The sequence below is a fragment of the Bradyrhizobium sp. T-1 genome (genome assembly GCF_053592855.1).
The window spans coordinates 3725146-3743393 of the sequence record NZ_CM132115.1 but is presented as its reverse complement, the minus strand read 5'-3'; the positions used below and the strand labels follow the sequence as shown (position 1 = coordinate 3743393).

Below are 18248 nucleotides of genomic sequence, written 5' to 3'. Positions count from 1 at the left end.
CAAGGATGGATTGGTTCCCTGGGGCTTCTACTGCCCTGCCCACCCGGCCGTCACGGTCGGCTGGACCTTGGCCGGGGCCGTCGCCGGCGTGTTGGCCACACAGCGGCGGGCCGCCTCGATCTCGGCGTCGGTGGCACCATGAGAGCGCGCCCATGTCTCTGCGGCCGCAGCGGAATATTTCGCCACATAATACCGGACGACGGTACAGGACGCCCGGCGAAACACGCCAGGTTGCGGCTCGCCGGCCATGGCCTCAGGCGCAAAAGCCAGCAGCGCTGCGGTCAGCGCAAAACCCCTGATCAACATGTTGGCTGTCCCCGTTGTGGAACCTGCCCGCGCCAACGCGGAAACCCGAACTTCGTTCCCGGGGGAACCCTATACCCTCAAGCAATGCAGCAGCGCGATCCGCTCATGGCGCCGGCAGCGCCGCTTTGGCCTGCAGCCGCGTCAGGGCATTGATGAAGCCGGCCCGCGCATCGGAATGGCCCTGCCCCCGCGGCTCCAGCACATGGCGCAGCAGGAACAGGCCGGTCAACCGGAAGCCGTCCTGGAGATCCTCGTCGGTGAGGTCGCTTGCGGCTTCGCCCTGGCGGAGGAACGGCGGCAGCCGCAGCAGCCGGTCGCGCCACGGCTCGCCGGCGCCGCGGGATACGGCGCCGCCGGATTTTGGCGAGACATAGATCAGGTCGGTGGTCTCCCCTGTCACCGCGCAGTTTTCGAGCGCGAGCCCGAAGCCGAGCTCGGCGAGCATGGCCAGCTCGAAATGGATGAGATGCACTGCGGCGCTGCCGATGTCGTCGAAATCATCGAGCGAATGTTCGAGCAACGCAAAGATATCCTCGTGCGGATCGCGCTCGGGAAGCAGCCGCGCAATCGAGGCCAGATGGGTGACGCCGTAGACGCCATGGGACGATCCCAGCAGCGTCGCCGCGCGCAGCTTCAATCCCTCGATCGCGTAGGTGCCGAGATGCTCATCGAGCCGCGCCCGCCACACCGCGCTGACGCTGTTGCCGGGCTGCAAGAGCGGCCGCAGCCGCGCGCTCGCACCGCCCCGCACGAGACCGAGATGCCGGCCGTGCGCACGCGTCAGCAGCTCGACAATGGCGCTACTCTCGCCATGCCGCCGCACGCCCAGCACGATGCCTTCGTCGGTCCATTCCATGGAACGCAACTATAGCGCTATATGGGACAGTGAAGAAAGGTTTGGAGGTCAACTCTCATAATGGCAAACCTAGTTGGCGATCTGCTGGCCGGAATTATCGAGCTGTCGCTTTGGCTGATTAAGGGGTTTCCCAGCTTTTGCTATTTCACGGGAATCATTGTCGTTTACGCTGCGACCCTCGGCAGGGTCACCGTCGAGTATCCGAGGCGTCCTGACAACGCATACCGTAGCTGGCGCAAGTCTCCCCAGGGACGAACGCTCCTGTCTCCCACGCTCGGCTCCGTCTTCGGATTTTCGTTCTGGGCGATCGTGATCGCCCTAACTGTCATTGTATACGAGTATTCCCATCCCCGAGATACAACCCCGCGCAGGCGCAGCACGCTATTCTGCGTCCTTCACGCGTTGAACCAGCCCTGCGCATCGCCTGTGAAGGAGAAGTAGAGCCCGAACACCGTCAGCGCGCAGGAGACGATCTCGATGGCGCTATCGAGCTCCACGCCCCTCTCCCCGATGATCTGGCCAAGCGAGATCACCGACAGCGCCAGCACCGCCGCCAGCACCCAGCGCGGCCAGTTCTTGCGCCAATGCGCAGCCAGCCAGACGAAATAGAGCAGCAGCAGAATCATCCCGCCGGCGAGCAGCGTCGCCGTCATGATCATCTGCTCGGTCATCTCGAGGGTGGGCGTGCGATCCTGCACCGCCACCGACAGCGCATCCAGCATCAGCGAGGCATAGAGCAGCGCTTCGAAACGCTGGACGTTGCGGGGCACACTCATCGGCGACTGATCTTTTCTTGGTTATTCCTTGGGAAATTCCAGGCCCATCTCGCGATAGCGATCGGGGTCGTCCCCCCAGTTCTCGCGCACCTTCACGAACAGGAACAGATGCACCGGCACGTCCAGGATCTGCATCAGCTCTTTCCGCGAGTCCGCGCCGATCGACTTGATGGTAGCGCCGCCCTTGCCGAGCACGATCTTGCGCTGGCTCTCGCGCTCCACGAAGATCGTCTGCTCGATGCGCACCGACTTATCCTTGCGCTCCTCCCACTTGTCGGTCTCGACCGTGGACTGGTAGGGCAATTCCTGGTGCAGCTTCTGATAGATCTTTTCGCGCGTGATCTCGGCCGCCAGCTGGCGCATCGGCGCGTCCGACATCTGGTCTTCGGGATAGAGGTATGGCCCCGGCGGCACCATCTCGGCGAGCGTGGTGCGGATGTCGTCGACGCCGTCGCCCGAGATCGCCGCGATCATGAACGTCCGTGCGAACTTCATGCGTTCGTTGGCGGCCTGCGCCAGCGCCAGGAGCTTCTCGCGCTGGACCAGATCGACCTTGTTGATGACCAGGATCTTGTCGTGATTGACACTGGCGGCTTTGGCGAGGATCGCCTCGGCCTCTTCGTCAATACCGGTCTTGGCATCGAGCAGCACGCAAACGAGGTCGGCGTCATGCGCCCCGCTCCAGGCGGTCGAGACCATGGCGCGGTCGAGCCGGCGCTTCGGCAGGAAAATGCCGGGCGTGTCGACCAGGATGATTTGCGAATTGTTCTCGATCACGATGCCGCGGATCAAGGCGCGCGTGGTTTGCACCTTGCGCGAGACGATCGTGACCTTGGCCCCGACCAGCGCATTGACCAGCGTGGACTTGCCGACATTGGGCGCGCCGATCAGCGCGACGAAACCGCAGCGCGTCGCGGCGGGCGCCTCGCCGCTTGTTTCAGCCGTCATTGCCGCCGCCAACGCCTTCACGTTCGATCATCACTGAAGCTGCCACTTTCTCTGCCGCCCGCTTGCTGCCGCCGATGCCTTCGGCCGGCGCGAGTCCGGGCAGGTCCACGGCGACCCGAAACTGCGGATCGTGATGCGGGCCGGTGCGCTCGACCTCGCGATAAACCGGCGTCGGCAATCCTTTGCCTTGCGCCCATTCCTGCAGCACGGTCTTGGGATCACGCAGCGGACGCCGCGGCTTGTGCATGCGCTCGGTCCAGTTGCGCTTGACGAACTCGTCCGCCGCCGCATGACCGCCGTCGAGGAAGATCGCGCCGATCACGGCTTCGCAGATGTCACCGAGGATCGACTTGCGCAGGCGCGCATCCGCGCTGGAGCCGACCGAACCGAGCTTGATGTCGTCGAGCAGACCGAGCGACTTGGCGACATCGGCGCAGCTCTCCTTGCGCACGAGTTCGGCAAGCCGCTTGGACAGTTCGCCCTCGTCGGCGTTCGGGAAGGCGTGATAGAGCATGTCGGAGACGACAAGCCCCAGCACGTGGTCGCCGAGGAACTCCAGCCGCTGATAGCTGTCACCACGCTTGCGTCCGGACTTCAGCGCCGAGACGTGCGTGATCGCCTGCATCAGCAAATTCGGATCGGCAAAGCTGTGGCCGATGCGCGCCTCGAGCGCCGCATTCGCATCAGCCGCCGCCTTCGCCTTGTCCTTGGCCTTGCTGCTCCGTGTCCGCTTCTTCTTCGCTGGAGTCTTGGTGTCAGCGCCCTTGGGTTCAGAAGTCTTGGTTTCGGGAGTCTTGGGCGCAGCCGTCTTGGTTGCAGCTTCGCCCTCGGGAGCGGCTTGCGCTTCGATCGATTGGGTCGTGATGTCCTTGGCTTCGTCTTTCATCGGACGATTTTGAAGAACCGGTTCCAGCGCACCGACCAGGGCCAGCGCCAGAACATCCAGGCATGCTCGCCTTCACCGATGGAGAAGAAGATCATCTGCGCACGGCCGATCAAGTTCTCCTGCGGCACGTAGCCGACCTGGCCGAGGAAGCGGCTGTCGGTGGAGTTGTCGCGATTGTCACCCATCATGAAGAAATGGCCGGGCGGCACGGTGTAGACGTTGGTGTTGTCCATGTAGCCGTTGTCGGCGCAATCGAGCGTCTCGTAAGTGACGCCGTTCGGCAGCGTTTCCTTCCAGCGCTTCACGCGCGAGATGCCGCCGCCTTCCGAGCCGCACGGGTCCTCGCCGACATACTCGCTCATGCGCTGGCGCTCGACCGGAGTGTCGTTGATGTAGAGCAGCCCGTCCTTCATCTGGATGTGGTCGCCGGGAAGGCCGATCACGCGTTTGATGTAGTCGGTGGTGTCATCCTTCGGCAGGCGGAACACGACGATGTCGCCGCGGTTGGGATCCGAGCCCCAGATCCGTCCCGAGAACAGCGGCGGCGAGAACGGGATCGAGTAATGGCTGTAGCCGTAGGAATATTTCGAGACGAACAGATAGTCGCCGACCAGCAGCGTCGCCTTCATCGAGCCGGACGGGATGTTGAACGGCTGGAACAGGAAGGTGCGGATCACCAGCGCGATCAGGAGAGCATGGATCACGACCCGGACTGTTTCGCCGACGCCGCTTTCAGTTTTTGTTCCCGAAGTCACGCTCATTGCTCTCTCAATTCCGGCCGGCGATCACAGAACGCCCTCCTCTCGCGAACGGCCCACCGGTTCGCGGCCCAAGGAGATTGTCCTGATTCTGATAGTGAGGGCCAATTCCGGCGTAAAGCCGAATTCGCCCAGCCTGATTTGCGTCCGCGGACTTTTAGACGGTTGTCGCAGGCCACGCAATCAAGGATCGCGTCAAAAACCAATAAGGCATTGATTTTCAATGCAAATTATAAAATGATGGTATTGCCCTCAGGGCTTGGCCCGCGGCACGGCGGAAATGATCACGAAGGCCTGCGCCAACGGCCAGTCGTCGGTGATCGACAGGTCGATCTGCGCCTCGAATCCCTCCGGCGTCAGCGCCTGGAGCCGGGCCAGCGCCCCCCCGGTCAGCCGCATGGATGGCCGTCCCCCGGGGAGATTGACCACCCCCATGTCGCGCCACCAGACGCCCTGCCGGATGCCGGTCCCCAGTGCCTTCGAGCAGGCCTCCTTGGCGGCGAAGCGCTTGGCGTAGGTCGCCACCACCATCTTCTCGTTCTTGGCCCGGCGCTCGGCCTTGGCCCGCTCGGCCGCGGTGAAGATGCGGTCGAGGAAGCGCTCACCGTGGCGCTCCATCACCTTGGCCACGCGGGTAATGTCGATGAGGTCGGAGCCGATGCCGATGATCATGCCCGGCTCCGGCCGCGATCCATCGCGGCGCGCATTTTGCGCACCGTCTCGGCAAGACCGACGAACAGCGCCTCGCCGATCATGTAGTAGCCGATGTTGAGCTCCATGATCTCGGGCAGGCCGGCGATCGTCTCCGCCGTCGCATAGTCGAGCCCGTGGCCGGCATGCACTTCGAGCCCGGCGTCCCTGGCTAGCTTGACGCCCGCCACGATTCGCCGCCATTCGGCCTCGGCCTTGTCGGAGTGACCGTCGACCACGGCGTCGCACCAGGCACCGGTGTGGATCTCGATCACGGGCGCACGGAGCCGTGCCGCCATCTCGATCTGCGCGGGGTCGGCGGCGATGAACAGCGAGACGCGGATGCCGGCATCGCTCAGCCGCGCGATATAGGGCGCCAGCGCATTGTGCTGGCCGACCGCGTCGAGCCCGCCTTCCGTCGTCACCTCCTGGCGACGCTCCGGCACCAGGCATACCGCATGCGGCTTGGTCGCGAGCGAGATACGCATCATGTCGTCGGTCGCCGCCATCTCGAAATTCAGCGGCTTGGAGATCTCGGCCTTCAGCCGCGCCATGTCCTCGTCGCGGATGTGCCGGCGGTCTTCGCGCAAATGGGCGGTGATGCCGTCGGCACCGGCCTCGATCGCAAGCAGCGCGGCGCGGACCGGATCGGGATGGCGCCCGCCGCGAGCATTACGGACGGTCGCGACGTGATCGATATTGACACCGAGGCGGAGCGGAGATGCGGGCATTTCGGGACTCTCGAGATCGGAGAGACAGGCGACTGCGACAGACGCCTATCCATTAACACGTTCGACTTTGGCGACGACGGCCTTGGCGCGCAACTGCGCCAGGATCGCGCTCAAATGCTTGAGATCATAGACTTCGAGATCGATCGTTGTCTCCGTGAAGTCGGGCGAGCGGCGCTGCATGCTGATGTTGTCGATGTTGCCGTCGTGCTCGGCGATCACGGTCGCGATCTGCGCGAGCGCGCCGGGCTCGTTGACATTCTCGACCTTGATGCGCGCCGGGAAGCGCTGCGGCGCGGAGTCCTCGATGTCCCAGCGAACGTCGAGCCAGCGCTCCGGCTCCTCCTCGAAGTCCTTCAGCGCCGGCGACTGGATCGGATAGATCGTGATCCCCTCGCCCGGCGTGACGATGCCGACGATGCGATCGCCGGGCACGGCGCCGCCGTTCGGCGCGAACTTCACCGGCAGATCGGAATTGTTGCCGCCGATCGGAATCGCAACCGGGCTGCGTGACGGCTCCGGCGACTTCTCCTTGAGCTTGGCGGCGAGGCTCTTCTTGACGCCGTAGCGCGCGACACGCTCTTCCTTGTAGTCGGGATACATCGCGCGCGCGACGTGGGAGGCCTTGATCTCGCCGCGCCCGACCGCTGCCATCACGTCCTCGATCGAGGTGCGCGCCAGGCGTGGCAGCGCGCCCTTGAGCTTGTCATCGGCGTATTCGATCTTGGCGCGCTCGAACAGGCGCTCGACGATGCGCCGGCCGAGACCGACATATTGGTCGCGCACCGCGGTGCGCGTGGCGCGGCGGATCGCGGCGCGCGCCTTGCCGGTGGCTGCGAGCGTTTCCCAGGCCGATGGCGGGGCCGACTGCGCTTCCGAGGTCAGCACCTCGACCTCGTCGCCGTTCTGGAGCTCCGAGGACAGCGGCGCGAACTTGCCGTTGATCTTGCAGCCGACCGCGCTGTTGCCGACGTCGGTGTGCACCGCATAGGCGAAGTCGATCACATTGGCATGGCGCGGCAGCGCGATCAGCTTGCCCTTCGGGGTGAAGCAGAACACCTGGTCGTGGAACAGCTCGAGCTTGGTGTGCTCGAGGAACTCCTCGGGGTTGGCGCTCTCCGACAGGATGCCGATGGTGTGGCGCAGCCAGGCGAACGCATTGGACTCGCGCTTGAGGAATTCGGTCGGCGAGCCCACGCCTTCCTTGTAGAAGACATGCGCGGCAATGCCGCGCTCGGCGATCTGGTCCATCGCCTCGGTGCGGATCTGCAGCTCGACGCGCTGGTTGCCGGGGCCGATCACCGTGGTGTGGATCGATCGGTAGTCGTTCTGCTTCGGCGTCGAGATGTAGTCCTTGAAGCGTCCCGGCACGACCGGCCAGGTGGTGTGGACGATGCCGAGCGCGCGGTAGCAGGACTCGATGTCGTTGACGACGACACGGAAACCGAAGATGTCGGACAATTGCTCGAAGCCGACCGACTTGCGCTCCATCTTGGTCCAGATCGAAAACGGCTTCTTGCGGCGGCCATAGACCCGCGCGCCAAGACCCCTGTGACGCAGATTGTTGGAGAGCTGGTCCTCGATCTCGCCGATCAGGTTGCGGTTGCGCTCGGCGAGCGCATCGAGCCGCTGCATCACCACCGAATAGGCTTCGGGATCGAGGGTGCGGAAGGACAGATCCTCCAGCTCCTCGCGCATTTCCTGCATGCCCATGCGCCCGGCCAGCGGCGCGTAGATGTCGAGCGTCTCCTCGGCAATGCGCCGGCGTGATTCGGTCGGCACGAAGTCGAGCGTGCGCATGTTGTGCAGACGGTCGGCGAGCTTGACCAGAAGCACGCGGACATCGTCGGCAATGGCCAGCAACAATTTACGCAGGTTCTCGGCCTGCTTGGCCTCGCGCGAGACCAGCTCCAGCCGCTTCAGCTTGGTCAGGCCCTCGACCAGCGCGCCGATCTCGGGGCCGAACAACTGGTCGATCTCGGCCCGCGTCGCCTCGGTGTCCTCGATCGTGTCGTGCAGCAGCGCGGCGACGATAGTGGCGTCGTCGAGCTTCAAGTCGGTGAGAATCGCCGCCACTTCGAGCGGGTGCGAGAAATACGGATCGCCGGAGGCGCGGGTCTGCGAGCCATGCGCCTTCATGGCGTAGACGTAGGCGCGGTTCAGCAGGTCTTCGTTGGTGTTCGGATTGTAGGACCGGACCCGTTCGACGAGGTCATATTGACGCATCATCCGCGCACGCGGCTTCGCTGGCCGTGCCACAGGCGCAGTCGGGGCCACGGCAACCGATTCGGTTGCGGCCTGCATCTGCGTGGGTCTGCGGCGTCGATACACCATGCCGTCCTGCCTTCAAACGGACCATCAGCCGGCCCGTTGTATACATCCTAAGCCCCGATCGCGGACGCCGCCGATCAATTCAGTGACAGGCGTACGGCGCGAGCCGGCAACGCTATGGTAACCACGAAAACGCCAACAAAAGCAAAGGCCCGAACAGGGGTTCGGGCCTTCGATAAGATCACAAGAAGTCGACAATCGCGAGTAAGACGATTACTCGTCCTCCTCGGGCTGCTCTTCCGGCGGCGCGAGGCCTTCGAGACCCTTCAGGAGCTCTTCTTCGGTCATGCGCTCCACAGCCACTTCGGTATCGTCTGCATCGACGCTGGCACCGGCGGAACCGATCAGCGGCACCGTGTCCGGCTCGGGCTCGTCCACCTCGACGAACTTCTGGAGCGAGTGCACCAGCTCCTCGCGCAGGTCCTCCGGCGAGATGGTCGTGTCGGCGATTTCACGCAAAGATACAACAGGGTTCTTGTCGTTATCGCGGTCAACCGTTAGTTGTGAACCGGACGAAATCATGCGGGCGCGGTGGGCGGCCAGCAGGACCAGGTCAAACCGGTTGTCGACCTTGTCGATACAATCTTCTACGGTGACGCGAGCCATGGACTGTCGCTCCGTTGTGGGTGGGACGAAATATGTGGATGATCGGGGCTAGTTATAGGGGAAGGGACGATTTCGCAAGGCCAATTTGTGATTTGGCCTCGCCAAACGGCTCTGCTACCCCCACATTGGGGCTGGGACGGGTGGTTTCCCGGGCTGCCATTGTGGGCGGCGCCGGGTGTATGAGAGTCCGCCATAACTATACCTTGATTGCCCCGACTTCTCCGGATTTGCGGTTTCGACGGGTTTCGGCGGCACTTTAGAACTGCGCGGCTTGCTGCCGCCGCGCCAACAATAAAACGATCAATCACGAACACACTACGCGAGCAAACTGAATGTCACCTTCCCCTACCAACAAGATCGCGCTCTTCATCGACGGGGCCAATCTTTACGCCACGGCGAAAACTCTCGGCTTCGATATCGACTACAAGCGCCTTCTGAAGGAATTTCAGAGCCGCGGGACGCTGCTGCGGGCGTTCTACTACACAGCGATCATCGAGGATCAGGAATATTCCTCGATACGTCCCCTGATCGACTGGCTCGACTACAACGGCTACACCGTCGTCACCAAGGCGACCAAAGAATTCATCGATGCCTCCGGCCGGCGCAAGGTCAAGGGCAACATGGATATCGAGCTCGCGGTGGACGCCATGGAGCTCGCAGAACACATCGACCAGATGGTGCTGTTCTCGGGTGACGGCGACTTCCGCTCGCTGGTCGAAGCGGTGCAGCGCCGCGGGGTGCGGGTCACTGTGATCTCCACCATCGCCAGCCAGCCGCCGATGATCGCCGACGAGCTGCGCCGCCAGGCTGACGTCTTCACCGACCTCGTCGAGCTGCAGTCCAAGCTTGGCCGCGACCCGTCCGAGCGTCCCGCCCCGCGTGATCGCGGCGAGCGCGAGGCACGCCACCACGCCCCGCAGTTCCTCCAGCGCGCGACCACGACCACGATGGCGCCGACGAGGGGCGATGACGACTTCGAGGAGTGAGGCGGCCCGGTCAAGCCGCCAGGCCCCCGCCCTCGTCCCCGACCGTGACTGCCCGCTCTGTCCGCGCTTGGTCGCCTTTCGCGAGGCGAACCGCGCGCGCGAGCCGTTGTGGCACAATGCTCCGGTTGCGCCCTTTGGCGACATCACGGCGCGCCTGCTGGTCGTCGGTCTCGCGCCGGGGATGCAAGGCGCAAACCGCACCGGCCGACCGTTCACAGGCGACTATGCCGGCGACCTGCTCTACGCCACCCTGCTCGAATACGGTTTCGCCAAAGGCAGCTATCAGGCCCGGCCCGACGACGGTTTGAAATTGGTCGACTGCCGGATCGCCAATGCCGTGCATTGCGTTCCGCCGCAGAACAAGCCGCTGCCGATCGAGATCAACACCTGCCGCCAGTTTCTCGTCGCGAATCTCGAAACCATGCCGAAGCTGCGCGCAATCGTCGCTCTCGGGCGTATTGCGCACGACAGCGTGCTCAAGCCGCTGAAGCTGAAGGCCTCACAAGCGCCCTTCGGCCACGGCGCCGTGCACCAAGCCGGCGCGTTCAAGCTGTACGATAGCTACCACTGCTCCCGCTACAACACGAACACGGGCGTGCTGACGACGGACATGTTCCGCAGCGTGTTCGCCAGGGTGAAGGCGGATCTCGACTAACTCCTGGCGGGATTGGCCTTCAGCCAGTCCAGCACATCGCCCGCGTTCCGGTCGGGCGGGAACACCGGATAAAACACGTGCGCAATTTCGGCGTCGTCGATGATCAGAGCCAGGCGCTTGATCAGCGTCAGGCCCGCGACGTCCATGGTCGGCAGCTTGAGCGCGCGCGTGAGCGCCAGCTTCTCGTCCGAGAGCACCGGGAACGGCAGATGCAGCCGCGACGCCATCTCCGTCTGGTAGTCGTTGCTTTGGGTCGAGAGGCCAAACACCTGCGCGGCGCCTGCAGCCTTCAACTCGGCGAACAGGTCTCGAAACGCGCAAGTCTGCGGCGTGCATCCCCTCGCGCCAGGAATCATGTCCCAGTCGTCGACCAGCGAGATCTTGCCGGGCTCGCCGGTGCGTGGATAAGCGAACACCACGGTGCGGCCCGGGAGCGCCGACAGATTGACCGAAGTGTCGTCGGTCGCGAGCAGGCTGATCGCAGGTAGCGTCAGACCCTTGAGATGGGCGGCATCGCCATCGTCCAAGGGGGCGGGAATCTGGCTCCAATCAACCTCGAGCAGGTTCTTCTGGATCATCCTGTCCTCTCAGCCCTATCCCCTCGCTCGCATCAGCCTGCCCTTCTCCCGGCTCCAGTCGCGCTTCTTCTCGGTCTCGCGCTTGTCGTGCAGCTTCTTGCCCTTCGCAACCGCGAGCTGCAGCTTGGCCCGCCCGCGCTCGTTGAAATAGAGCTTGAGCGGGATCAGCGTCATGCCCTCCCGATCGACCGCGCCCATCAGCTTGTTGATCTGCCGGCGATGCAGCAGCAGCTTTCGCGGCCGCTTGGGCTCGTGGTTGAAGCGATTGCCCTGGAGATATTCGGGAATGGTGGCGTTGATCAGCCAGATCTCGCCGTCCTTGGAGTCGGCGTAGGACTCCGCAATCGTGCTCTTGCCGTTGCGGATCGACTTGACCTCGGTTCCGGTCAGTGCAATCCCCGCCTCGATCGTATCCTCGATCGCATAGTTGAAGCGGGCCTTGCGATTTTCCGCCATGACCTTGATCGGACGTTCGTTCTTGTCGGCCATGGACGTAAAACCTGATCGAGATACGCAGCGACGCTAACAGATTGGATGAAGCGCGCGCGTCACTTCTTGAGGAGATCGCGGATCTCGGTCAGCAGCACGACTTCCGCCGAAGGCTTCGGCGGCTCCGCGGGCTTGACCTCTTCCTTGCGCTTGAACTGGTTCATGGTGCGAATGACCATGAACAGCACGAAAGCGACGATCGCAAAGTTCACGATCAGGGTGAAGAAGCTGCCATAAGCCAGCACTGCGCCCTGCTTCTTGGCATCGGCGAGATTGTGCTCCGTGACCTTGCTCGAGAGTCCGATGAAGTAGTTGGAGAAGTCCAGGCCGCCGGTGATCGCGCCGATGATCGGCATGATGATGTCGTTCACCATCGACGTCACGATGGCACCGAAGGCGGCGCCGATGATGACCGCGACCGCGAGGTCGACGACATTGCCCTTCATGGCGAAGTCGCGGAATTCCTTCAGCATCGGTGATCCCCCTGAGTTGCCTGTGGCGATGAATTGACGAACGCTGCCTAGTTGATCAGGCCGGCGTGCACCATGGCGCTGCGCACGGCAACGCGGGTCGGTTCGGAGACCGGAACCATCGGCAGCCGCAGCGTCTCGTCGAATTTGCCGAGCAGCGACATCGCGTACTTGATCGGCGCCGGGTTGCTCTCGATGAAGAGGTTGTTGTGCAACGGCATCAGCTTGTCGTGGATCGCAAGCGCTGCCTTGGTGTCCCCCTTCGCCCACGCGGCGTGGAACTCGGCGCACAGGCGCGGGGCGACGTTCGAGGTCACCGAGATGCAGCCATGGCCACCATGCGCCATGTAGCCGATGATGGTGGCGTCCTCACCAGAAAGCTGGTTGAAGTCCTCGCCCATCGCGGCGCGCTGCTGCGAGACGCGCACCATGCTGGCGGTGGCGTCCTTGACGCCGGCGATGTTCTTCAGCTCCCACAGCCGCTTCATGGTGTCGACCGACATGTCGATCACCGAGCGCGGCGGAATGTTGTAGATGATGATCGGAATGCCGATCGCATCGTTGATCGCCTTGAAGTGCTGGTACATGCCTTCCTGGGTCGGCTTGTTGTAGTAGGGCGTGACCACCAGCACGGCATTAGCGCCCGCCTTCTCGGCGTGCTGGGCGAGTTCGACCGCCTCCTTGGTCGAATTGGAGCCGGCGCCGGCGATCACGGGCACGCGGCCCTTGGCCTCCTCGATGCACCATTCGACGACCTTCTTGTGCTCGTCATGGCTGAGCGTCGGGCTCTCGCCGGTGGTGCCGACCGGGACCAGGCCGTTGGTGCCCTCGGAGATCTGCCAGTTGACCAGCGACCGGAACGCCGCCTCGTCCAGCGCGCCGTTCTTGAACGGCGTGACCAAGGCGGTGAACGACCCCCGGAATTTCGTCTTGGCTGCCATGGACTTCCTCCGTACGCGGCGCGAATTTAAAGCAAGCCCCATTCTTATCGGGTCTGTCCGGCCGGTAAAAGACCTGCTGCCGACTGACGCACCGTTTAGGCCGCGATTTTGCCGCTGTGGTGGTGCAAACCCGGCGGCGGTAAGCGGCTGTTGGTATTTTGTCCGCATATTCAATCAAATACAGCCAGATCTTGTACAGATAGGTCTTGGGCCAATTGACTGATTCGGGGCGACGAACCTCCGTGACCTCCTTTCCTGGTACTGCATGGCGATCCGCCGGTCTGGCCCTATGCCTGATGGCCGGCCTGTCGATCGGCTGCGTCGCCTTGGCCAAATCCAATGAGACAACCGACGACGCCGCGAAGGAACCGGCCAAGCAGGCGACCAAGGGAACCGCGAAGCCGTCACCCAAACCGCCTGCGAAGGACGGCACCAAGGGATCCGCCAAGGACACGGCCAAGGACACGGCCAAGAACACGGCGAAGAGCCCTGGCAAGGAAACCGCCAAGGGCGCGAGCAAGGGAGCAGCTGCCGCCCCGGCCAAGGACGCTGCGAACAAGGACACTGCGAAGAAACCTGCCGGCAAGGACGCAGCAAAGGACAAGCCCAAGCCCGCGGCAGCCGCTTCCACGCCAAAAGCGCGACCGGCAGCCAATGCCCCGGCCGTACACACCGCGCCAGCGGTCACGGCCACCGTCAGGCCCACGGCCCCCGCCCCCGCCTCTGCACGCCCCGTCGCAGCCCCCGTGCTGGCGCCCGCAACTCGCCAGCACGCCGCACCGCGCAAGCCGGTCACGCCAGCCGCGGTCGCGGCGACCTCCTCGACGTCGCAGGCCGACAAGGACACGCTCGAGAACGTCATCGAGCTCGTGCGCAAGCGCAAGCCAGGCGACGCCACCAGTTACGCCGATTCGATTTCCGATCCGGTCGCGCGAAAGCTCGCCGAATGGATCATCCTGCGCAGCGAGGACAATGGCGCGAGCGTCGAGCGCTACCGCGCCTTCCTCTCCGCCAATCCGAGCTGGCCGTCGCAGACCTTCCTGCGCCGGCGCCTCGAGGCTGCGATGTGGGACGACCGGCGCGACGATTCCGTCGGCTGGTCGTGGTTCGAGAACGAATCCCCCGTTTCGGCCAAGGGCCGCTTCGTGCTCGCCAAGGCGATGCTGGCGCGCGGCGACCGCGCCAATGCCGAACGGCTGGTGCGCGAGGCCTGGCGCAGCGATCCGATGTCGGAGGACACCGAGAACAACGCGCTCGATCAGTTCGGCGCCCTGCTGACGCCGGGCGACCAGAAGGCGCGAATGGACACGCTACTCTATGGCAGCGAGCACGAGGCGGCGCTGCGTGCGGCGAAAAGACTCGGCGCCGGCTACGTCGCACTCGCCAAGGCCCGCATCGCCTCCTTCAAGAAGGCGCCCAACACACGCGCGTTGCTGGAAGAAGTGCCGCGCGAGCTGCACAGCGATCCCGGCTTCATCTTCAGCAAGATCCAGCTGCTGCGTCGCGAGGAGAAGTTTGCCGAAGCGGCCCAGCTTATGCTGTCCGCACCGAAGGACCCGAACCGGCTCTACAATCTCGACGAATGGTGGATCGAGCGGCGCCTGCTCGCGCGCAAGATGATCGACACCGAGGACTTCCGCAGCGCCTATCTGATCGCGCGCGACGCAGCCCTCCCCACGCGCGACATCTACAAGACCGAGCAGGAGTTCACGGCGGGCTGGATCGCGCTGCGCTTCCTCAACGATCCCGCGGCGGCCGCCCAGCACTTTGCACGCATCGGCGTCGGCAGCGTCAATCCGACCACGCTGGCGCGTGCCGGTTACTGGCAAGGGCGTGCGGCCGAAGCCGCCGGTCGCCAGCAGGAGGCGCGCAACGCCTATGCCCGCGCGGCCGAGCAATCCACCAGCTATTATGGCCAGCTCGCGCGCGCAAAACTGGGCTTGCCGCAGATCGAGCTGAGCAGCCAGCCGCGCGGCCGCGGCGCCGAACGGCTGGAGATCGTGCGCGCAGCGCAATTGCTCTATGAGCTCGACGAACGCGAGATGGCGGTGCCGATCCTTGCCGACATGGGCGAGAACGGCGATCCCGAGGCGCTGACCGGCCTCGGCGAGCTGACCCAGCGCTACAGCGACGCCCGCGGCATGCTGCTGGTCGGCAAGGCCGCTCTCAATCGCGGGCTGCCGTTCGATTTCTACGCCTATCCCGTCAACGGCATTCCGCAATTCACGCAGATCGGCCCCGAGGTCGAACGCAGCATCGTCTACGCGATCGCGCGACAGGAAAGCGCATTCAACCCCTCCGTGGTCTCGCCGGCGCAGGCCTATGGGTTGATGCAGGTGACGCCGGACGCCGCGCGCTACGTCTGCAAACGGCATGGCGCGACCTACGACCTGTCGCGGCTCAAGAACGATTCGTCCTACAACGCCACGCTCGGCGCGGCCGAGCTCGGCGGTCTGCTCGAGGACTATCGCGGCTCCTACATCATGACCTTCGCCGCCTACAATGCGGGGCGCGGCAGTGTGAAGAAGTGGATCGACCGCTACGGCGACCCGCGCGACGCCAAGGTCGACGCGGTCGACTGGGTGGAGCTGATTCCCTTCTCCGAGACGCGCAATTACGTGCAGCGGATCATGGAGAATCTTCAGGTCTACCGCGCCCGCTTCGGCGGCGGCACGCGGCTGCAGATCGAGGCCGATTTGCGCCGCGGCGCCGGCAGCGTGGAATAGAGCCACGCTCTCTCGGGCGGAAGAAACTCGCCTCCGAACTCAGCGAAAACGCCCAGCCGAATACGTTGATGCCCGCCAGCCGGATCCTTCCGCAGACCGGCAAGCCTGACATTGCTTTTGTCTTGTCGTTAGGGCTGGATGCGAACAGTTTTTTCCATCACGACCCTTTTTTCCATCGGAGGCACCTATGTTTAAGACGATTGCACTAACGGTTTTGCTCCTGGCTCCCGTCAGTTCAGCGGCATTCGCACAAACAGCGCAAAAAAAGGTCGACATGTCGGCTAAACGCGAACGCTGCGCAGACGAGGGCCGGAAGATGGGGCTATTCCGCGGCGTTACCGGCGGATTGAGCCAGTACGTGGCGAGTTGCGTGAAGCGCTAACGCGTGCCGCGCGCGCCACCAAGTGTCGTTGCGGTAATCGGGCGGCCAAGGGCTCTCTGAAGGAAAAGCGCTTCTCAGAGCGGATCAGGTCGCAGCCTGTCGCGCGCAATGCGTCCTCTTGAACATCAAGGTTCCGGTCGGTGGTGCTTACGCGAGCCCATCCGATAACGGTCGTCTGAGGGGGCCGCAGGTATACCGCCCCAAATGCCAACAAAAAAAACAAAAGCCCCCGGCGGTTTCCCGCCGGGGGCTCGTCGATAGATCGGTATTAGAACGTGCGGTTGGCGCGGAGCAGCAGGGTCAGCGAGTTCTGATCCTTCAGCTCATACACTGCGCCCGGCTTGGCCCAGATTGCGGTGGCCGGAGCAGCGATCGTGCCGGAGTACTTCTGATCCAGGCGCGACCAGCTCAGGTCCGCAGTGAACGCCAGGTTCTTGACCGGGGTCCAGTTGGTGTTCACGCCGACAACACCGAAAGCGAAGTCCGGGTTGCAGGTCGCGGTGGCGGTACCGAAAGCGGCGGTGAAGTTACCGCAGATCAGGGTCTTGGCAGCGCTGCTGTAGCTCAGCTGAGCATAGCCACCGTAGACACCGCTCGACCAGTAGGGGTTCCAGTTGTGGGTGTAGCCACCACGGACGCCCCAGGTCTTGACGGTCTCGATGCTGCCGCCAGCGCCGAAGACGCCGTCAGCAATGCCAGCGAAACCAATGCTCTGGTAAGCGCCGACGCCCGAGCCGCTGAACATCGCGAACTGCTGCGGGAACAGGACCTGGAAGTTCTCACGGGACATGCCATCGGTGTAGACGGCGTTCAAGTTGATCGAGTCACCCGCACCAGTCGGGATGTTCTTGATCGACAAGGCGCCCTGCACAGCCCAACCCCACTTGTCGGAAGGATGACCGGTGGGTTCAGTCGTGCCGTAGTAGCCGGGATGCAGGTCATGCGCGGCAACCGAGATCTGGCCCAGACCCCAGGCCTGGTCGACACGGAGAGCGCCGACGATGTCGGGGGAGCGCGTTCCGCCCCAAGCGTTGACACCGTACTGACCCTGGATGAGGGCAGCACCAGCAGCGGTAGCAGCAGAGGTGACGGTCGGAAGGCCCGTAGCGGCGCTAACCGAACCGGAGGCCGCGAAGCCGTTCACGTTCCACAGGTTGCCCTGACCGTTGGACTGGGTGTCCGGGCTTTCCAAGGCCAGCGAGCCGGTGATGCCCTGACCGAAGTCAGCGGTATAGGCGAACTGGTTGACGCCGGTGACGTGGTTGGAGCCGCCCGGAACGGTATCGGGACCGCCTGCGTTGTAGGACTGCCACGGAGCGTCGAAGATCGAGACCGTGCGGCCCATGGTGAAGCCAGCGAACTGGATGAACGCATGGTACAGGCCGAGGGTGGCGCCGCCAGCAGCGAACGTCGCCGGGCTGCTGCCGGTGATGTTGCCGGTGTCGTAGCTGAAGATCATGTCAGCGTAGGTGCGGACAACACCGTATTCGGTCGCCGTGCGGGTATCGACGTTGAGGTCCATACGAGCGCGGGTGTAGTAGTAGTTGGTCAAACGGTTGTTCGACCCGCCGTTCGCGGTGGCCTGGCTGTTGTTGAAGCCATAGTCATTCGCGCCGCCGAGAACTGCGTCAGCGCGGGCATAACCGCTCAGCTTGATGCAGGTGTCGGTGCCCGGGATGTAGTAGAAACCCGCACCATACAGGGAGCAGATCTTCACGTATTCGACCGCCTTGGCCTTCACGGGGAGATCGGCTGCTTGTGCTCCGCCCACGGCGATCAGACCCGCCGCTGAGCCGAGCAAAAGGCTCTTAACCAACTTCATGTTAAACCTCCAAGTTGCTCTTCAGGGAAGGTCACTGACCCGAACGGCCAATTCCCCAACCCCCTCTAAATCACCGCCTTGGCCACCTTCGCGTCTTCGGACACACCCGCATGAACGCGAGGGACTTAAGCGAAAGACCTAAACGGGACGACCTTGGGATGCCCCCCTCCGTCGCCCGTTCACAATTACCGAACGTCCTTGCACACACAACAAGAGAACGCTCCGAAACGGGCCCATGAAGTCTGTTTTCCGAAGGGTGTTGCACAAATAACACGCGGATGTGATCGGATGGCGCCCGTAACCAATTGTTATTA

18 protein-coding genes are annotated in these 18248 nt (G+C 63.7%); 3 read left to right on the top strand and 15 right to left on the bottom strand.

The window, feature by feature from the left end; translation table 11 throughout:
• Positions 1 to 27 precede the first annotated feature (27 nt).
• The 10 genes from ACWAT4_RS18005 to rpoZ form a co-directional block, all read right to left on the bottom strand.
• Complete coding sequence (locus ACWAT4_RS18005) at positions 28 to 306, bottom strand: hypothetical protein (RefSeq protein ID WP_212301049.1); 279 nt, start codon at positions 304 to 306, stop codon at positions 28 to 30.
• Between the two features lie 103 nt (positions 307 to 409).
• Complete coding sequence (gene recO / locus ACWAT4_RS18000; protein WP_449731034.1) at positions 410 to 1162, bottom strand: DNA repair protein RecO; 753 nt, start codon at positions 1160 to 1162, stop codon at positions 410 to 412.
• 395 nt (positions 1163 to 1557) lie between these two features.
• The gene (locus ACWAT4_RS17995) at positions 1558 to 1938 is read right to left on the bottom strand and encodes a hypothetical protein (protein WP_212424469.1); all 381 of its coding nucleotides are present in this window, start codon (positions 1936 to 1938) and stop codon (positions 1558 to 1560) included.
• 21 nt (positions 1939 to 1959) lie between these two features.
• A complete protein-coding gene (era, locus tag ACWAT4_RS17990) occupies positions 1960 to 2886 on the bottom strand; it encodes a GTPase Era (RefSeq protein WP_212424468.1) in 927 nt (308 codons plus the stop codon).
• Positions 2876 to 3772 carry a ribonuclease III gene (gene rnc, locus ACWAT4_RS17985; protein WP_212424467.1) on the bottom strand — a complete coding sequence of 299 codons (897 nt, stop codon included), beginning with the start codon at positions 3770 to 3772 and terminating at the stop codon, positions 2876 to 2878. Before rnc ends, era begins: the two co-directional genes overlap by 11 nt.
• Positions 3769 to 4533, bottom strand: coding sequence for a signal peptidase I (lepB, locus tag ACWAT4_RS17980; RefSeq protein WP_212301054.1), 765 nt, complete (start codon positions 4531 to 4533; stop codon positions 3769 to 3771). The genes rnc and lepB overlap by 4 nt, the downstream gene beginning before the upstream one ends.
• Positions 4534 to 4782: 249 nt before the next feature.
• Positions 4783 to 5202 (bottom strand): holo-ACP synthase, encoded by a 420-nt coding sequence (gene acpS / locus ACWAT4_RS17975; protein WP_212301055.1) that lies wholly within the window; start codon positions 5200 to 5202, stop codon positions 4783 to 4785.
• Entirely contained in the window at positions 5199 to 5951 is a 753-nt protein-coding gene (locus tag ACWAT4_RS17970; protein ID WP_212301056.1) for a pyridoxine 5'-phosphate synthase, read from the bottom strand. Before ACWAT4_RS17970 ends, acpS begins: the two co-directional genes overlap by 4 nt.
• A 45-nt stretch (positions 5952 to 5996) precedes the next feature.
• Positions 5997 to 8282 carry a RelA/SpoT family protein gene (locus ACWAT4_RS17965; protein ID WP_212301057.1) on the bottom strand — a complete coding sequence of 762 codons (2286 nt, stop codon included), beginning with the start codon at positions 8280 to 8282 and terminating at the stop codon, positions 5997 to 5999.
• Between the two features lie 210 nt (positions 8283 to 8492).
• Positions 8493 to 8885, bottom strand: a complete 393-nt coding sequence (rpoZ, locus tag ACWAT4_RS17960) for a DNA-directed RNA polymerase subunit omega (protein ID WP_008133017.1) — start codon at positions 8883 to 8885, stop codon at positions 8493 to 8495.
• Between the two features lie 332 nt (positions 8886 to 9217).
• On the opposite strand from rpoZ, the gene ACWAT4_RS17955 reads away from it, so the two are divergent.
• Together ACWAT4_RS17955 and ACWAT4_RS17950 are read left to right on the top strand one after the other, a co-directional pair.
• Complete coding sequence (locus tag ACWAT4_RS17955) at positions 9218 to 9871, top strand: LabA-like NYN domain-containing protein (RefSeq protein ID WP_212301058.1); 654 nt, start codon at positions 9218 to 9220, stop codon at positions 9869 to 9871.
• A complete protein-coding gene (locus tag ACWAT4_RS17950) occupies positions 9852 to 10526 on the top strand; it encodes a uracil-DNA glycosylase (RefSeq protein WP_212444933.1) in 675 nt (224 codons plus the stop codon). The genes ACWAT4_RS17955 and ACWAT4_RS17950 overlap by 20 nt, the downstream gene beginning before the upstream one ends.
• Here ACWAT4_RS17950 and ACWAT4_RS17945 read toward each other — a convergent pair.
• From ACWAT4_RS17945 to dapA, 4 genes are read right to left on the bottom strand one after another with little or no spacing between them, the layout of a single operon-like run.
• Complete coding sequence (locus tag ACWAT4_RS17945; protein WP_449731033.1) at positions 10523 to 11104, bottom strand: peroxiredoxin; 582 nt, start codon at positions 11102 to 11104, stop codon at positions 10523 to 10525. The genes ACWAT4_RS17950 and ACWAT4_RS17945 overlap by 4 nt on opposite strands.
• Positions 11105 to 11119: 15 nt before the next feature.
• Entirely contained in the window at positions 11120 to 11593 is a 474-nt protein-coding gene (smpB, locus tag ACWAT4_RS17940) for an SsrA-binding protein SmpB (protein ID WP_027530006.1), read from the bottom strand.
• A gap of 59 nt (positions 11594 to 11652) precedes the next feature.
• Complete coding sequence (mscL, locus tag ACWAT4_RS17935; protein WP_212301061.1) at positions 11653 to 12066, bottom strand: large conductance mechanosensitive channel protein MscL; 414 nt, start codon at positions 12064 to 12066, stop codon at positions 11653 to 11655.
• A gap of 47 nt (positions 12067 to 12113) precedes the next feature.
• The gene (gene dapA / locus ACWAT4_RS17930) at positions 12114 to 13004 is read right to left on the bottom strand and encodes a 4-hydroxy-tetrahydrodipicolinate synthase (protein WP_212301062.1); all 891 of its coding nucleotides are present in this window, start codon (positions 13002 to 13004) and stop codon (positions 12114 to 12116) included.
• Between the two features lie 296 nt (positions 13005 to 13300).
• Here dapA and ACWAT4_RS17925 point away from each other — a divergent pair, with 296 nt between their 5' ends.
• Complete coding sequence (locus tag ACWAT4_RS17925) at positions 13301 to 15730, top strand: lytic transglycosylase domain-containing protein (RefSeq protein ID WP_449731226.1); 2430 nt, start codon at positions 13301 to 13303, stop codon at positions 15728 to 15730.
• Between the two features lie 650 nt (positions 15731 to 16380).
• On the opposite strand, the gene ACWAT4_RS17920 is transcribed toward ACWAT4_RS17925, so the two are convergent.
• Positions 16381 to 17934: a porin gene (locus ACWAT4_RS17920; protein WP_449731032.1), complete on the bottom strand. Its 1554-nt coding sequence runs from the start codon at positions 17932 to 17934 to the stop codon at positions 16381 to 16383.
• Positions 17935 to 18248 lie beyond the last annotated feature (314 nt).